At 70.5% G+C, this 16,156-nt stretch carries 11 protein-coding genes; 7 read left to right on the top strand and 4 right to left on the bottom strand.

Annotated features, from left to right (window positions below; genetic code table 11):
• Positions 1 to 70: 70 nt before the first annotated feature.
• The 3 genes from ACFXIV_RS23270 to ACFXIV_RS23260 form a co-directional block, all read right to left on the bottom strand.
• On the bottom strand, positions 71 to 1,300 hold the full coding sequence (locus ACFXIV_RS23270; RefSeq protein ID WP_379395835.1) for a cytochrome P450: 1,230 nt from the start codon (positions 1,298 to 1,300) through the stop codon (positions 71 to 73).
• 10 nt (positions 1,301 to 1,310) lie between these two features.
• Positions 1,311 to 2,486 carry a cytochrome P450 gene (locus tag ACFXIV_RS23265; RefSeq protein ID WP_379395837.1) on the bottom strand — a complete coding sequence of 392 codons (1,176 nt, stop codon included), beginning with the start codon at positions 2,484 to 2,486 and terminating at the stop codon, positions 1,311 to 1,313.
• Between the two features lie 217 nt (positions 2,487 to 2,703).
• Complete coding sequence (locus ACFXIV_RS23260) at positions 2,704 to 4,206, bottom strand: serine/threonine-protein kinase (RefSeq protein ID WP_379395839.1); 1,503 nt, start codon at positions 4,204 to 4,206, stop codon at positions 2,704 to 2,706.
• 249 nt (positions 4,207 to 4,455) lie between these two features.
• Between ACFXIV_RS23260 and ACFXIV_RS23255 the strand changes: the two genes are divergently transcribed.
• Positions 4,456 to 4,902, top strand: a complete 447-nt coding sequence (locus tag ACFXIV_RS23255) for a hypothetical protein (protein WP_379395841.1) — start codon at positions 4,456 to 4,458, stop codon at positions 4,900 to 4,902.
• 27 nt (positions 4,903 to 4,929) lie between these two features.
• On the opposite strand, the gene ACFXIV_RS23250 is transcribed toward ACFXIV_RS23255, so the two are convergent.
• Entirely contained in the window at positions 4,930 to 5,649 is a 720-nt protein-coding gene (locus ACFXIV_RS23250; RefSeq protein ID WP_379395843.1) for a FadR/GntR family transcriptional regulator, read from the bottom strand.
• A gap of 141 nt (positions 5,650 to 5,790) precedes the next feature.
• Between ACFXIV_RS23250 and ACFXIV_RS23245 the strand changes: the two genes are divergently transcribed.
• The 6 genes from ACFXIV_RS23245 (at position 5,791) to ACFXIV_RS23220 (ending at position 16,037) form a co-directional block, all read left to right on the top strand.
• Entirely contained in the window at positions 5,791 to 7,200 is a 1,410-nt protein-coding gene (locus ACFXIV_RS23245; RefSeq protein WP_379395845.1) for a GntP family permease, read from the top strand.
• Between the two features lie 8 nt (positions 7,201 to 7,208).
• A complete protein-coding gene (locus ACFXIV_RS23240; RefSeq protein ID WP_379395847.1) occupies positions 7,209 to 7,745 on the top strand; it encodes a gluconokinase in 537 nt (178 codons plus the stop codon).
• 47 nt (positions 7,746 to 7,792) lie between these two features.
• Entirely contained in the window at positions 7,793 to 8,737 is a 945-nt protein-coding gene (locus ACFXIV_RS23235) for an alpha/beta hydrolase family esterase (protein ID WP_379395849.1), read from the top strand.
• 164 nt (positions 8,738 to 8,901) lie between these two features.
• Entirely contained in the window at positions 8,902 to 12,801 is a 3,900-nt protein-coding gene (locus tag ACFXIV_RS23230; RefSeq protein WP_379395851.1) for a Pls/PosA family non-ribosomal peptide synthetase, read from the top strand.
• Positions 12,801 to 14,156: a M1 family metallopeptidase gene (locus ACFXIV_RS23225; protein ID WP_379395853.1), complete on the top strand. Its 1,356-nt coding sequence runs from the start codon at positions 12,801 to 12,803 to the stop codon at positions 14,154 to 14,156. Before ACFXIV_RS23230 ends, ACFXIV_RS23225 begins: the two co-directional genes overlap by 1 nt.
• A gap of 231 nt (positions 14,157 to 14,387) precedes the next feature.
• Positions 14,388 to 16,037 (top strand): DEAD/DEAH box helicase, encoded by a 1,650-nt coding sequence (locus tag ACFXIV_RS23220; protein ID WP_379395855.1) that lies wholly within the window; start codon positions 14,388 to 14,390, stop codon positions 16,035 to 16,037.
• The last annotated feature ends 119 nt before the right edge of the window (positions 16,038 to 16,156 follow it).

The following is a 16,156-nucleotide window of genomic DNA, read 5'->3' as shown; positions in this document are numbered from 1 at the left end:
CCACTGTCTCGCCCCGCCGCGGAGCCGCGTTCGCGGGCCCGGCGCGAACCCGGCCCGCGAACGGTCGTGTCTACTCGCCGTCCAGCCGCACCGGCAGGCTGGTGTGCCCGTTGGAGATGAAGCTGCCCAGCGGGGTCAATTCCGTTGCGTCCGTGGCCAGCCGGAGGTTCGGGAAGCGCTCGAACAGGGCGGGCAGCGCGATGGCGGCCTCCAGCCGGGCCAGCGGGGCGCCCAGGCAGTGGTGGGCGCCGTGGCCGAAGGCGACGTGCTGGTCCTTGGTGTCACGGTGGATGTCGAAGCTGTCGGCGGTCGCACCGTGGATCCGCGGGTCGCGGCTGGCGCCGGCGTAGGAGGCCAGGATGGCCTCGCCCTTGGGGATGGTGAAGCCGTCGATCTCGATGTCCTCCACCGCGTATCGCAGCGGCAGGTGCGCCACCGGCGACTGGAACCGCAGGGTCTCCTCGATGACGTCGTTCCACGACGCCTGCTCGGCGACGACCGCGGCCAGCTGCTCCGAGTGGGTGAGCAGGGCGACGATGGCCTGGTCGAGCAGGTTCACGGTGGTCTCGTGCCCGGCATTGATGACGAGCATGAGGGTTTCGACGAGCTCCTTGTCGGCCAGCTGCGAGCCGTCCTCGTCATCGCGGGCGGCGATCATGGCGCTGGTGATGTCGTCGCCCGGGTTGTCGCGGCGGTAGGCGACGAGTTCGCCCACGCGCTCGTACATTTCGAGGAAGTTGGCCATGGACTCCTCGGCGGACAGGGACCCGTCGAAGAAGCCGTCGACGCACTTGTGGATGGCGGCGTCGAGGTGCTCGGGCACCCCCATGAGGCCGCTGATCACGCGGATCGGCACCGGGTAGGCGTAGAGCGAGCGCAGGTCGGCGACCGAGCCCGCCGGGAGCGCGGCCAGCTCGTCGAGCAGCTCGGCGACGATGGCCTCGATGCGTTCGCCCATGGCGGTGGTGCGGCGGTGGGTGAAGGCCGGGGACACCAGCTTTCGCAGCCGGCGGTGGTCGGCACCGTAGGCGGTGAACATGTTCTCCACGGCCACCCAGGGCAGCAGCGGCCAGGCCTCGGTGATCTCGCCGTTGATGAACGCGGACCAGTGCTGGCGCGGATCCTTGGAGACGCGGGCATCGGCCAGCAGGGTCTTGAGCACGGCCTGGTCGGTGACCGACCACGCCGTCACGCCGCCGGGCAGCTCGACCAGCGTGACGGGGCCCTGCGCGCGGATCCGGGCGGATTCGCCCTGGATGTCGGTGCCGGTGACATCCAGCACGATCGGGCTCTGGGACATGGAGCACTCCTTACACCGCGCGCAGCGCGGGACTGATCGGGAATTCGACCGGCAGTGCCACCATGGCGCGGTGGAACGGGCCGGGCCGCCAGGAGATGTCGTGTTTCGGGACGGCCAGCGTCAGGTCCGGCACCGCGTCCAGCAACTGGTCGATGGCGGTCTGCGCGACCAGGTAGGCCACCGATCGGGCCGGGCAGGCGTGCGGGCCCGCGCTCCAGGCCAGGTGCGACCGGTTGCCGGTGCGGTCGCCGCCCGCGATCTCGGGATCGTTGTTGCAGGCGGCGAGGCTGATCAGGACAGGCTGATGGGCGGGCAGCCAGGTGGTGTCGATGAGGATGGGCTGACGCGGGTAGCTGATGGAGAAGTTGGCCATCGGCGGGTCGTTGAAGAGCACCTCGTCGAGTGCGTCGCGGGTGGATAGGCTGCCGCCCAGCATGTCTCCGCCGAAACGGTCGTCGGTGAGCATGAGCAGCAGGGTGTTACTGATCAGGTTCTGCATGGGCTCGAGGCCCGCGCCGTAGAAGCTGACCAGCTGGTACAGCATCTCCTCGTCGTTCAGCGCGGCCGAGTGGTGGGCCATGCGCGAGGTGACGTCGTCGCCGGGCTCGGCGCGGCGCATGGCGATGAGCTCCATGAGCGCCTCGGCCAGGGTCTGCATGCCCCACGCGGCATTGACGGTGTCGAACAGCGCGGCCATGCCGGTGGCCACCCGCTGGCCGATATCCGCTGAGCAGCCGACCAATTGGTTGAGCACCTCGAACACCAGCGGCAGCGCGTACTGCGACACCAGGTCCGCGCCGCCCTCGGCGGCCAGGCCCGCGATGAGCCGGCCCGCGATCTCCTCGACCGTGGAATGCACGGCGTGCAGGTCGATCCCGTCGATACCGGCGGTGTAGGCCTGCCGGTAGCGGGTGTGCTCGGCGCCCGCGTTGCGCAGCGCGTTGGGATACCACTGCATCATCGGCCGGATGGGCGAATCCTCGGGGATGCCCTCCTGCCAGACCCGCGGATCGGCCGGAAAGTGCTCGGGATCATTGAGGATTCGCAGCGCTGTCCGATAGCTCACCACCAGCGTCGCGGGCACCCCCGGCGCCAGCTCGATGGGCACCATGGAGCCGTGCTGCCGACGCATCTCGCGATAGGCGCGATGCGGATCGGCCGCGAATTCCGGTGTTCCCAACAGCATCGGGGGCTCTGCCACGCCGACGGGCGACCCGCCACGTACCGGGCATCCCCCAGCCCCCGAGACCACGCCCCACGATCCTGTCGACTCCAAGTCCGAAACTCCCTACCGACGAACGACTTTCACCGGACCCACCGGGTCGTCCCCGTCGAGTCAACGCTTCGAACCCTAGCAGCCTCGCAGCACACCCACCCCCTTTGTGAAACGGCAACCGCCGGTCCTACTCCTCGACAATCGAGGTGATGAGCGTGCGGCTGCCGACGGTACGGGTGGTGACGGTCTGGGTGAAGACGTCCTGGAGTTCGCCGGGACGCTGCTGGGCGACCTTCACCGCCCAGTGGTCGTCGTCGGCGGCGGCGATCCGGCTGACCTGCACGCAGTAGCGGGTGCCGACGGGCAGCGAGTCGATGCCGCTCTGGATCTTGGCCGCGTCCGCGACATTCGCCGCGTTCTCGGCCACGAATTCCCGTGCGACGCTGCCGGAGCGGAGCACGTAGTAGGCGTACTCGAAGGCGAGGACGGCGTCGGGGCCGCTGGCGATACCGCCCGGATCGGTGCCGGTCACCCCGTCGGGGGTGCGGCGGGACTGGCACCCGTCGGCGGCCGCGGCCGCGCCCGCGGAGGTGGTGATCGAGGTGGGGACGACGCTCGTGCTGCGGCGGGTGGGTACTGCAGCCGTGGAGCTGGTCGGGGCCCCGGCCGCACTGTGCGGGCCGGAGTCGGCGAGCGTGGTCAGGATTCCGACGGCGGCGGCCGCCGCTCCGGCCAGCAGCGCCACGGCCAGGAACACCAGCAGGGTGCGCGAGCGGGTCCACTGGCGCGACGATGGAATCGCCTTGTGGCTGTGCGTCTCCCGAGGCGGCGGCGCCGGTGTCCGAGGCCGCGCGCCCTCGATCGCCGCGCTCACCGCGACCGACAGCTCGGTGCAGGTGGCGAATCGGGCCCGGGGATTCTTCGCCATCGCCCGGGCCAGCACCGGATCCAGGGCGGCGGGCAGCGCCGGATTCCGTTCCCGCACCGAGGGCACCGGGGACCGCACGTGCTGGTAGATCAGCCGCGGCAGATCCGTGTCGGCAAACGGTGGTGCACCGGTGAGCATTTCGAACAGCGTGCAGCCGAGGGAGTAGACGTCGGCGCGGCGGTCGACCCGGGCCTCGCCGCTGAAACGCTCCGGCGCGGTGTACTGGAAACTGGCCACCACCTCACCGTTCTCGGTGATGCCGCGCACCTCGTGCCGGGACTCGGCGATGCCGAAATCGGTGAGCAGCGCCCACTCTCGCGGCTGGGCGGTCAGCAGCACATTGGCGGGCTTGACGTCGCGGTGCAGCACGCCCGCCTCGTGGGCGTAGTCCAGGGCGCGCGCCAGGTCGGCGGTGATGGCGGCGGCGCGGGCGGGCTCCAGGGGCCCGTCGAGCAGTTCGGCGGCCAGATCGGAGCCGTCGACGTAGGCCATGGCCAGCCACAGCCGGCCCTGTTCCTCGCCGCGGGCGTAGATGGTGACGATGTTCGGATGCGACAGCCGGGCAATGATGTTCGCCTCCCGCAGGAAACGCTGGCGGGTCTCGTCGTCATCGCTGGCCACGCGATTGAGCAGCTTCAATGCGACGAACCTGGGTAGGTCCCGATCGTGGGCCAGATATACCTCACCCATCCCACCGGCACCGAGTAGTCGCTCGACCCGATATCCGGCGAAGACCACGCCGGTTCGGAGCTGCTCAGCCAACCAAATCCTCCCGATCCACGTGCACCGCAGACAATACCGGGCACCCGGGGCCGAGTCCGCCGCCCGCCCCAACCGGTTCCGCGGCCCGGCATCCGGCACGAAACGGGGGTAGACGGGTGTGCGGATTGGATACGCTGGAGGGGAACGGCTTCCGCGCGCAACGGGGCGAGTCGTCGGGGGTCGTCTCGGGCCGGATGGCGGGAGCCGGGCTGTGCGGTCGTGGAATTCGGCCGGTCGGAAGGACATCCGATGATGAGGACTGTACGGATGCTGGCGGGGGTGATCGCGGCCGCCGGGCTCGCGTTGGGCGTCGGCGGGGTGGGCGCGGCCCCGGCGCAGGCGGATTGGCTGCCGCAGTGGGCGCCGTTCGGCACCACGGTGTTCACCTTCGGGGACGCGAATTTCTGTGCGGGGCAGATCGCGGTGGGTCTCGAGGCCGCGCACGGCATGCCCGGCCATGTGACCGCGCACGTGACACCGCTGGGGTATCTGGGTGGGCCGTGCGGTAATCACATCGTGCTGGGCTGGCTGGGGTCCGCGGGCGGCGGCTCGCGGGATGTCCATGTCCGCACCGGTGCTGGTCCGGGTGAGACCCAGACGGTCGACCTGTGGGTCGGGATGGGACTGGCCAAGCTGGTCGCCAACAGCTGGCCGCTGCAGGGCCCGTGGGCAGAGTGGTATCTGATCGTGCCCTGAGCGAGCGCTGTGTGCCTGACCGCAGCGCTATTCGGGCGTCGCCGGCCGCAGACAGGCGATCGCGGTGGCGGATTCGGACACGATGTCGCGCATGGCGGATTCGGCGCCGGGGCCGTCACCGGACTGGATCGCCGCGGCGACGGCGGCGTGCAGCTGCAGGGCCTGCGGATTGGCCTGCACCGGCATGAGCTCGTGTTCGGTTCTGCCGGTGAGGACTTCGCGAATGATCGGGGCGAAGACCTGCAGCAGTGGATTGCCGGACGCGGCCAGCAGGGTGGCGTGGAAGGCGATGTCGTGGTCGAGATAGGCGGCGGTGTTGGCGGCACGGGCCGTGGCCGACATGCCCATCACCGCCGCGGTCAGGGCCGCGCACTGCTCCGGCGTCGCGTGCGCGGCGGCCCCGCGGGCGGCCAGTGGTTCGATGCCGGAACGGAGTTCGGCCAGCCAGGCCAGCTGGGCGAAGCGGTGGGGGCCGGCGAGCTGCCAGCGGATCAGCTTGGGGTCCAGCGCCTGCCAGTGCGCGGGGTCGAGGACGGTGATGCCCGCACGCCGCCGGATGCTGACCATGCCCAGGGATTCCAGCACGCGCACGACCTCCCGGGCGACGGTGCGGGAGACGTCGAAGCGGGTGGCGATCTCATCGGAGGAGATGCGCGTGCCGGGCGCGATGCCACCGGAGGCGATGTCGGAGCCGAGCCGATCCAGCACCGATTCGTGCAGGGGCAAGGACGCGGCGCGGTCGACCATGGCTTCAGTGTCACACATCCGAGGCATATCTATCAGCATCCAGAGGGGAATACGTAGTACTTATTCGCGACACGGCTTGATATAGTCCTCCATATTGGGCTCTGTGCCCTGGATCACTCCACCTCGACTCGAAGAAGCGTCATGCCCTACCTCGAACCCCTCGCTGTCGCGAACCTGGCCGACGCGGCCACCCGGCACACCGGCAGCGCCCAGCTCATCACCGCGGCCGTGCTCGGTGTCGCGCTCATCGTCGGTCTCATCACCTGGCTGAAAATGCATCCGTTCCTGGCGCTGGCCATCGGCGCGGTCGCGGTCGGGCTCGTCGCCCGGCTGGGCGCGGCCGACACCGTGTCCTCCTTCGTCAAGGGCTTCGGCTCGACCATGGGCAGCGTCGGCATCCTGATCGGCTTCGGCGCCATGTTCGGCAAGCTGCTCGCCGATTCCGGCGGCGCGGATCAGGTGGTCGACACCCTGGTGAACCGGGCCGGGCCGCGGGCGCTGCCGTGGGTGATGGGCCTGGTGGGCGCGATCATCGGCCTGCCCATGTTCTTCGAGATCGGCGTGGTGCTGCTGATGCCGGTCATCCTGCTGGTCGCCAACCGGTCGCGACTTCCCCTGATGGCGGTGGCGATTCCGGCGCTGGCGGGCCTGTCGGCCATGCACGGGCTGGTGCCGCCGCACCCGGGTCCGCTGGTCGCGGTGGCGGCGCTCAAGGCCGATCTCGGACTGACGCTGGGTCTCGGCGTGCTGGTGGCGGTGCCGACGGTGATCATCGCGGGTCCGCTGTTCGGCAAGCTGGCCGCGCGCTGGGTGAATGTGCCGGTGCCGGAACTGTTCTCGACCGGTGAGCCCGCCGGGCGGCCCGCCGCGGAGAAGGGGCCGCGGCCGAGTTTCGCAGCCACGCTGGCCACCATCCTGCTGCCGGTCGTGCTGATGCTGGGCAGCGCGGTCTTCGACGTGGTCTCGCCGAAGTCCGGGTCCCAGGTGAAGAAGGTCCTGGATGTGCTCGGCACCCCGGTCGTCGCGCTGGGTATCGCGCTGATCGTGGGCATGATCGTGCTCGGCCGTGGCGGCCGCATGACGCGGGACGCCTTGGCGGACACCATGAACAGCGCGCTGCCGCCGGTCGCGGGCATTCTGCTGATCGTCGGCGCGGGTGGCGGCTTCAAACAGGTGCTGGTCGACACCGGCATCGCCGGCACCATTGCCGACGCGATTCGTGACAGCAGCCTGCCGGTGCTGCTGCTGGCCTGGTTCGTCGCCGCGCTGATCCGGGTCGCCACCGGGTCGGCCACCGTCGCGACGGTGACGGCGTCGGGCATTCTCGCTCCGGTCGCGGCCGGGCTCAGCACCTCCCACGTGTCGCTCATGGTGCTGGCGATCGGCTCGGGCTCGCTGTTCCTGTCGCACGTCAATGACGCCGGGTTCTGGATGGTCAAGGAGTATCTGCGCCTGGACGTCGTGCAGACGCTGAAGTCGTGGAGCCTGATGGAATGCGTGATCTCACTGGCCGGGATGGCGGGCGTGCTCGCCCTGAGCGCGGTCGTCTAGGAGCAGCGATGGCAACCCCCGCGCGACCGCAGATCGTGGTGCTCATGGGCGTCTCCGGATCCGGGAAATCCACGGTCGCGGGCATGCTGGTCAGCAGCCTGGGCTGGGATCTCTTGGAGGGCGACGACCTGCACCCGCCCGCCAATATCGCCAAGATGGCCGCAGGCCACGCGCTCACCGACGCCGATCGGGAGCCGTGGCTGGAGGCCATCGCGGCCTGGATGTCCGACGAGTTCACGGCCGGCCGCTCGGCGGTCGTGACCTGTTCGGCCTTGAAGCGCTCCTACCGGGACGTGCTGCGCCGCAGCCTCGCCGGGCACCCCGGCGCGGTGCTGACATTCCTGCATCTCACGGGATCCCGGGACGAGTTGCAGCGCCGCCTCACCGCGCGCATGGACCATTTCATGCCGCCGGGCCTGCTCGATTCCCAGCTCGGCACCCTGGAGGCGCCGGGTCCCGACGAGCATATTCTCAGCATCGAAATCGGCCCTCCCCCACACGAAGTCGCCGCCGCCGCATTGGCCGCCATCCACGCTCACAGCTGACACCAAGCTTCAGCTCAGCTTCAGGCTGCCTCTCTACGATCACTCGCGTGAACGCACCGAGATTCGCCGCAGCGATCCTGCTGTCCACCGCCTTCATGGCCGCGGGGTGCGGGCACCCGCAGGCCCGCGCCGCCGGCGACACCACCGTCACCTTCGAATACGGTGGACTGCAGCGGCAATACATCGTCCACTACCCCGCCAACCGACCCCAGGGCCTGCTGCCCGCCGTGCTCGCCTTCCACGGTGGCGGCGGCAATGCCGAGAACATGGCCGGTTCCTTCGGCTTCGACAAGGCCTCCGACGCCGACGGTTTCATCGCCGTCTACCCGAACGGCTACGAGAAGTCCTGGAACGACGGCCGCGGTGACGACACCAATGCCGGCGCCGCGAATATCGACGACGTGGGTTTCGTTGCGGCCGTGATCGACCGGATCATCGCGAACGACTCCGTCGACCCCACCCGCGTCTACGCCACCGGCATGTCCAATGGCGGCATGTTCACCGAGGACCTCGGCTGCCGCCTGTCCGGGAAGCTGGCGGCCATCGCCCCGGTGGCGGGCCCGCTCCCCCAGGCCGACGTATCCGCTTGCACCCCAACCCATTCCCTGCCGGTCCTGGAGATCCACGGCACCTCCGACCCGATCGTCCCCTACGGCGGCGGTGTCGTGCGCGTCACCTCCGGCCACCACGGCGCGGGCTCGAGCCCGGTGCTCTCGGTCGATGCCACCCAGCAGCTGTGGCGGGAGAAGAACTCCTGTAACGCGGCCACCACGACCACGCTCCCGCAGCGCACCGACGACGGCACCACCGTGACCGTCCAGTCCTCCGACTGCGCGAACGGCGCCAAGGTTCAGCTCTATTCGATCGCCGAGGGCGGCCACACCTGGCCGGACGGCCCGCAGTACCTGCCGCAGGTGATTGTCGGCAAGGTCACCCACCAGTTCGACGCCACCGACGTGATCTGGCAATTCTTCGCACAGTTCCACGCCTAGCCGCCCGGTGAATCCACGCGCAGCCGCCAGGTGAACACGGGACGACCAGGACGTACCGGTACCGTGGACCAATGGCCGCCTCACAGTTTGCCTGTCGGTAACTCTCGTATGAAACAACCAACGCACAAGCGCCGGATGGTTCCACGAGAGGTGGGCAGCACCTAATGCCGCAACAGCAGGCCGATACCGAGATAGTCGCGAACCCGATGCTGCGGGCCGCCCTCGCACCGCCGGCCCGCACGCTGGTCGATATTCTCGCCGCCACCGCCGCGGCGTACCCCGACGCACCCGCTCTCGACGACGGTGAGGTGGAGCTCGGATACGCGGAGCTGCTCGCGGAGATCGCGCTCGAGGTCGAGCGCCTGGCCGCCGCCGGGGTGCGGGCGGGCGACCGGGTCGGGGTGCGAATGCCGTCTGGCACGCGCGGCCTGTACATCACGATCCTGGCGGTCCTGCACGCCGGAGCCGCGTACGTGCCGGTGGACGCCGATGATCCCGACGAACGCGCCCGGCTGGTGTTCGGGGAGGCCCGGGTCTCGGCCATCGTGACCGCGGCCGGGATCGAATCCACCGGAGTGGCAAGGGAATCCGGCGACCAGGTGACGTCGACGGCCGCGCCCACGCCCGCCGACGACGCGTGGATCATTTTCACCTCCGGCTCCACCGGCACACCGAAAGGTGTTGCGGTGACCCATCGCAATGCCGCGGCGTTCGTCGATGCCGAGGCGCGGTTGTTCCTCCAGGACGCGCCGATCGGGCCCGGGGATCGGGTACTGGCCGGACTGTCGGTCGCCTTCGACGCCTCGTGCGAGGAGATGTGGCTGGCGTGGCGCAACGGCGCCTGCCTGGTCCCGGCGCCGCGCGCGCTGGTGCGGACCGGCGCCGATCTGGGGCCGTGGCTGGTCCGCCGGGAGATCAGCATCGTCTCGACCGTGCCCACGCTGGCGGCCACCTGGCCCGCCGAGGCGCTCGAACCCGTGCGGCTGCTCATCTTCGGCGGTGAGGCGGTGCCGCCCGAGCTGGCCGAACGGCTTGCCGGCAACCAGGATTCCGAGCGCGAGGTGTGGAACACCTACGGCCCCACCGAGGCCACCGTGGTGGCCTGCGCCGCGCTGCTGGACGGCGGCTTCCCCATCCGGATCGGGCTGCCGCTGGACGGCTGGGACCTGACCGTCGTCGACGCGGCCGGAGATCCGGTGGGCGAGGGCGAATCCGGTGAGCTGGTCATCGGCGGCGCCGGGCTGGCACGCTATCTCGACCCGGCCAAGGACGCCGAGAAGTACGCGCCGCTGCCGTCGGTCGGCTGGGAACGCGCCTACCGCAGTGGCGATCTGGTGCGCAACGATCGCGAGGGACTGGTCTTCCTGGGCCGGGCCGACGATCAGATCAAACTGGGTGGCCGCCGCATCGAGCTCGGCGAGATCGACAACGCGCTACAGCATCTGCCGGGTGTGACGGGCGCGGCCGCCGCGATCCGGACCACCAAGGCGGGCAACAAGATCCTGGTCGGCTACCTGACCGGACCCGGCGCCGATTACGACCTCACCGCCACGAGAACCATTCTCGCCGAACAGCTTCCGGCCCCGCTGGTGCCGCGACTGGCCGTGGTCGGGGAACTGCCCACCCGTACCTCCGGCAAGGTCGACCGCGACGCGCTGCCCTGGCCACTGCCCAAGGCCATCGCCGCCACCCCCGAGAGCGGTCTGTCCGAGACGGAGCGGTGGGTCGCGGGACTGTGGGATTCGATTCTCGGCGCGGAGGTCACCGACCCGGACGCCGACTTCTTCGATCTGGGCGGCGGCTCGCTGGCGGCCGCCCAGCTGGTGGCGGCGCTGCGGGAACGGCAGCCGCGCATCGCCGTCGCGGACCTCTACGACCATCCGCGGCTGGGCGCCCTGGCCGCCCTGCTCGACGGTTTCGCGCCGACCGCCGCGGTCGAGGAGCGACTGGTCCGGCCGGTGCCCCGGTCGGCACAGCTGTTCCAGCTGCTGGCGACGATTCCGCTCACCACCCTGACCGGTCTGCAATGGCTGACCTGGCTGGCGATCGTCGGCAATGTCGCCGCCTGGTCGGGGTCGCTGCCGTGGCTGCCGCACCTGTCGTGGTGGTGGATGCTGGTGGCGTTCCTGCTCTTCATCTCCCCGCCCGGCCGGATGGCACTGTGCGTGGCCGGTTCCCGGCTGCTGCTGCGCGGCGTGCGCGCGGGCACCTACCCGCGTGGCGGGTGGGTGCACCTGCGGCTGTGGACGGCCGTGCGACTGTCCGAGGCCAGCGGCGCCGAGAACCTGTCGGGCGCACCGTGGATGGTGCCCTTCGCGCGGGCGCTGGGCGCGACGGTGGGCCGGGGCGTCGACCTGCACACGCTGCCGCCGGTCACCGGCATGCTCGAACTGGGCGACGGCTGCAGCGTCGAACCCGAGGTGGACCTGTCCGGCTTCTGGATCGACGGCGATCTCGTGCACATCGGGCCGATCGAGATCGGGCCGGGCGCGGTGGTCGGCGCCCGCTCGATCCTGCTGCCCGGCACCAGGATCGGCCGCAATGCCGAGATCGCGCCCGGCTCCTCGGTATCGGGCAAGGTGAAGGCCGAACAGGAGTGGGCGGGCTCCCCCGCCGTGAAAGTCGGCCGGGCACAGCACCGCTGGCCCGACGAGACGCCCGCACGGGCCGCGCACTGGGTGGCGATCTTCGGCATCACCTCCATGGTGCTGGCCTCGGTGCCGATCTTCGCGCTGGGCACCGGCGGTCTGCTCATCGCCTGGTGGATTCGCGACACCCGGACGCTGGCAGCCGGATTCGAACGCGCCTTCGCCGTCCTCCCGGTGGCCATGCTGCTGGTGCTGGCCGTGTACGCGGCGGTCACCATCGTGGCCGTGCGACTGCTCGGCATCGGGCTGACCGAAGGCCATCACCCCGTGCGCAGCCGCCCGGGCTGGCAGGCGTGGGCCACCGAACGGCTGCTGGATTCCGCGCGCACCTTCCTGTTCCCGCTCTACGCCAGCCTGCTGACCCCGGTGTGGCTGCGCCTGCTGGGCGCGAAGGTCGGCAAGCGCGTGGAGGTTTCGACGGTCCTGCTGCTGCCGAAGTTCACCGTGGTCGCCGACGGCGCGTTCCTGGCCGACGACACCATGGTCGCCAGTTACGAACTCGGCGGTGGCTGGCTGCGCATCGGCGAGGCCAAGGTCGGCAAGCGCGCCTTCCTCGGCAACTCCGGCATGACCGCGCCCGGGCGGCGGGTGCCCAAGAACGGCCTGGTCGCCGTGCTGTCGGCCGCACCGTCCAAGGCGAAGGCCGGCTCGTCGTGGCTGGGCAGCCCGCCGACCCGCCTGCGCCGCGCCGCCGAATCCGGTGACACCGCACGCACCTTCGATCCGCCGTTCCGGCTGCGCGTGGCCCGCGCGGTGGTGGAGACCTGCCGGTTGATCCCGGTGTTCGTGAGCTTCGCGATCGGCCTCGCCGTGCTGTTCGCCCTGGCCTGGCTGGCCCGGACCCTCGGCCACCTGCCCGCCGCACTGCTCAGCGGTGTGGTGCTGCTGGCGGCGGGCGCGGCGGCGGGCGCGGCCTCGGTGCTCGCGAAATGGCTGCTGGTGGGCCGGATTCGCACCGAGGAGCATCCGCTGTGGAGTTCGTTCGTGTGGCGCAACGAGGTCGCCGACACCTTCGTGGAGCATGTCGCCGCACCGTGGTTCGCGCGCGCCGCGACCGGTACGCCCGTGCTGAATGTCTGGTTGCGTGGACTCGGCGCCACCATCGGCCGCGGGGTATGGTGCGAATCCTATTGGCTTCCGGAGGCTGACCTGGTGACACTCGGTGACGGCGCGACCGTGGAACGCGGCTGCGTGGTGCAGACCCATCTGTTCCACGACCGCATCATGGCCATGGACACCGTCACCCTCGGTGCGGGCGCCACCCTCGGACCGCACTGTGTCGCCCTGCCCGCCAGCGTGATCGGCGCAGGCGCGACCATCGGACCGGCCTCGCTGGTCATGCGCGGCGACAGCGTGCCGCCGTCCACCCGCTGGTGGGGCAACCCCATCGCGCCCTGGCCGGAGGGCGGCCGCTGATGCCCGACCGGCTCGACCAGCCCATCGACGATTACCTGCCGCAGAACGGGAATCGCGGCTACCGGGTCTCCCGCTACGAGCTGGAGTTGGTGTACAAGGTCGCCAGTAACCGGCTGGCCGGGCGGGCCGACATCACCGCGGTCACCACCGGGGTGCGAGATCGGTTCGCGCTGGACCTGTCTCAGGCGCTGGCGGTGTCCAAGGTGTTCGTGAACGGGGCCAAGCCCGCCAAATTCACCCATCAGCGCGGCAAATTGGTGATCACGCCGCGGCAGCGGATTCCGGCGGGCGGGGTGCTGGCGCTCACCGTGCAGTACGCGGGCCCGCCTCGGCCGTTGCGCAGTCCGTGGGGCGAGGTCGGGTGGGAGGAGCTCACCGACGGCGTGCTGGTGGCCAGCCAGCCCAATGGCGCGGCCTCCTGGTTCCCGTGTGACGATCACCCGAGTTCCAAGGCCAGCTACCGGATTTCGATCACCACCGACTCGCCGTACTACGCGCAGGCCAACGGCACCCTGGTGCGCAAGCAGACCAAGGCCAGCCAGACCACCTGGGTGTACGAGCAGCCCGAGCCGATGTCCACCTACCTGGCCACCATCCAGATCGGCCACTACCGCAAGCAGCGGGTCGACGCGCCGCGCGGCGCGGTGCCCATGCAGGCGGTGCTGCCGCCGCGGCTGCGCATCGCCTTCGAGCACGACTTCGCGCGGCAGCCACGCATGATGGAGGTCTTCGCCGAGAAGTTCGGGCCGTACCCGTTCGAGGCGTACACGGTGGTGGTCACCGATGACGAACTCGAGATTCCCATTGAGGCGCAGGGCATTTCGGTCTTCGGGGCGAACCACTGCGACGGGCGGCGCGGCTACGAACGGCTGGTCGCGCACGAGCTGGCCCACCAGTGGTTCGGCAACAGCCTGACCATCGCGCAGTGGCGCGACATCTGGCTGCACGAAGGCTTCGCCTGTTACGCGGAATGGATCTGGTCGGAGGCGGCCGGCGGGCCGAGCGCGGACCAGCTGGCGCGCACCGCGCACCGGAATCTGGCGCGACTGCCGCAGGACCTCCTGCTCGCCGACCCCGGACCGGACCACATGTTCGACGACCGGGTCTACAAGCGCGGTGCGCTCACACTGCATGCGTTGCGGCTCACACTCGGTGATCCCGCCTTCTTCGATCTGCTGCGCGAGTGGACCGCGCGGTATCGCCACGCCTCGATCACCACCGAGGAATTCACCGACCTGGCAGGGCATTACAGCACCAGGTCACTGCGATCACTCTGGGACAGCTGGCTACACGCCCGGCCCCTGCCCCAACTACCCGCGCTCCCCGCGTTCGGGGCCAATTCCGATACCGGGTAGACTCCCAGCGACACGTTGTTGATCATGGATGTGGCCCAGACACACGCACGGTCACATCAGCGTCGTAGATCGCTACGAACTTCCAAGCAGCCCCCACTGCGCGGCTTAGCTTTCCTTACGGCGATCGATTTTGCCCACTGGCAATCTCGCCACCTTGTGCCCCCGGCGCGGATCCGAGATCCGCAGCACGGCTCGGGCACACCCCGATGCCCGAAAGGCACTGCAACACCGATGACTTCTGCCCCTGCCTCCTTTGCCGCGCTCGGCGTCCGCGACCCCCTGGTCCGTGCGCTCACCAACGCCGGCATCACCGAGCCCTTCCCCATCCAGGCCGACACCCTGCCCGATTCGCTGGCCGGGCGCGATGTGCTCGGGCGCGGAAGGACCGGCAGCGGAAAGACCCTGGCGTTCTCCATTCCGATGGTGGATCGCCTCGGCGAGCGCGCGCAGCGGTGTGCGCCGAATCACCCGGCCGGGCTGGTGCTCGCGCCGACCCGGGAACTGGCGACCCAGATCGCGGCCACCCTGGAGCCGCTCGCGGCCGCCTACCGCATGTCGGTGACCACCATCTTCGGCGGCGTTTCGCAGCATCGGCAGGTGCAGGCACTGAAGCGGGGCGTGGACATCGTCATCGCCTGTCCCGGCCGCCTCGAGGATCTGATGCGGCAGGACCTGATCAGCCTGGACTCGGTCGAGATCACCATCATCGACGAGGCCGACCACATGGCCGATCTGGGCTTCCTGCCCGGCGTCACGCGCATCCTGGCCGCGACGCCCGAAGACGGTCAGCGCCTGCTGTTCTCGGCCACCCTGGACAACGGCGTCAACAAGCTGGTCCAGCGGTTCCTCCCCGATGCCGTGAAACACGCTGTGGACGAAGCGAATTCGCCGGTCGCCGCCATGACCCACCACGTGTTCGAGGTGCCGACCACGGAGGCCAAGCGCGCGGTCGTGCACCGCCTGGCCTCCGGGTCCGAACGCCGAATCCTGTTCACCCGCACCAAACATCAGGCCCGCAAGCTGGCCCGCCAGCTCACCACCGCCGGCATCCCCGCCGTCGACCTGCACGGCAATCTCACCCAGCCGGCCCGCGATCGCAACCTCGCCGCCTTCGCCGCCGGCACCGCCAAGGTCCTGGTCGCCACCGACGTCGCGGCCCGCGGCGTCCACGTCGACGGCGTGGAACTCGTGGTCCACGTGGATCCGCCCGCCGAGCACAAGGCCTACCTGCACCGCTCCGGCCGCACCGCCCGCGCCGGCAACCACGGCGACGTCATCACCCTGGTCCTGCCCGACCAGCGCACCGACCTCGCCGCCCTCATGCGCAAGGCCAAGATCACCGCCACCCCGCAGTCGGTCACCGCCGACTCTCCGGCGGTCACGCAGCTGATCGGCGAGGTGGCCCCGCTGGTCGCCCTCCCCGCGGCCGCCGCACCGCACCGCGTGGACACGTCGGCCGCCTCCCCCGCACGGGGAGCCCGCCAGCCCAAGAAGCGGACCCGCCCGGCCGCGACCGACGCGAAGCAGACCGCACCTCGGAACCGCCGCAGGCAGGGCTCCCAGAACACCGACGATGCGCGCACCCCCGACCGCCCCGCGGCCCGGAAGCCCGACACCGCCACCGACGGCCGGCCCGCCCGCCGCGCGGGAGGCCGCGCCGGCGGAAAGCCTCGCGCCTCGGCCACGAGCACCTCGAACGGCCACAACCCGCGCACCGGCGTCACCCGCGGCGAGAACCAGGGCACCCGCGGCCGGACCGAGCGCCGCGGCACGGCCAACGCGCGGCAGGGTGCCCCCGCCGAACCGCGTACCCGCGGCACCTCCGGCCGGACCGCATCCCAGCGCACCGACGGCGCCCCTCGCCGTCGTCGCGGCAACTGACACCCTCACCGACCGCCACCGCGGCCACCTCGCCGGTGCGCCCGCGGCGCGGCGGCGCCTGGGAGAGTGCGTCCAGAATGTGACGTTTGCCCGTATCTAGCGGGCGCGGTTCTTTCTAC

This window comes from Nocardia sp. NPDC059236, from assembly GCF_042754085.1.
In the GTDB taxonomy this organism is placed as follows: domain Bacteria; phylum Actinomycetota; class Actinomycetes; order Mycobacteriales; family Mycobacteriaceae; genus Nocardia.
The sequence above is the reverse complement of the archived record's forward strand: the minus strand, read 5'-3'. Positions and strand labels throughout refer to the sequence as shown.

Bases quoted from the DNA above. Each gene is read 5' to 3' on its own strand.
- ACFXIV_RS23270 (WP_379395835.1), bottom strand. From the start codon at position 1,300: ATGTCCCAGAGCCCGATCGTGCTGGATGTCACCGGCACCGACATCCAG.
- ACFXIV_RS23265 (WP_379395837.1), bottom strand. From the start codon at position 2,486: ATGCTGTTGGGAACACCGGAATTCGCGGCCGATCCGCATCGCGCCTAT.
- ACFXIV_RS23255 (WP_379395841.1), top strand. From the start codon at position 4,456: ATGATGAGGACTGTACGGATGCTGGCGGGGGTGATCGCGGCCGCCGGG.
- ACFXIV_RS23250 (WP_379395843.1), bottom strand. From the start codon at position 5,649: ATGGTCGACCGCGCCGCGTCCTTGCCCCTGCACGAATCGGTGCTGGAT.
- ACFXIV_RS23245 (WP_379395845.1), top strand. From the start codon at position 5,791: ATGCCCTACCTCGAACCCCTCGCTGTCGCGAACCTGGCCGACGCGGCC.
- ACFXIV_RS23240 (WP_379395847.1), top strand. From the start codon at position 7,209: ATGGCAACCCCCGCGCGACCGCAGATCGTGGTGCTCATGGGCGTCTCC.
- ACFXIV_RS23230 (WP_379395851.1), top strand. From the start codon at position 8,902: ATGCCGCAACAGCAGGCCGATACCGAGATAGTCGCGAACCCGATGCTG.
- ACFXIV_RS23225 (WP_379395853.1), top strand. From the start codon at position 12,801: ATGCCCGACCGGCTCGACCAGCCCATCGACGATTACCTGCCGCAGAAC.
- ACFXIV_RS23220 (WP_379395855.1), top strand. From the start codon at position 14,388: ATGACTTCTGCCCCTGCCTCCTTTGCCGCGCTCGGCGTCCGCGACCCC.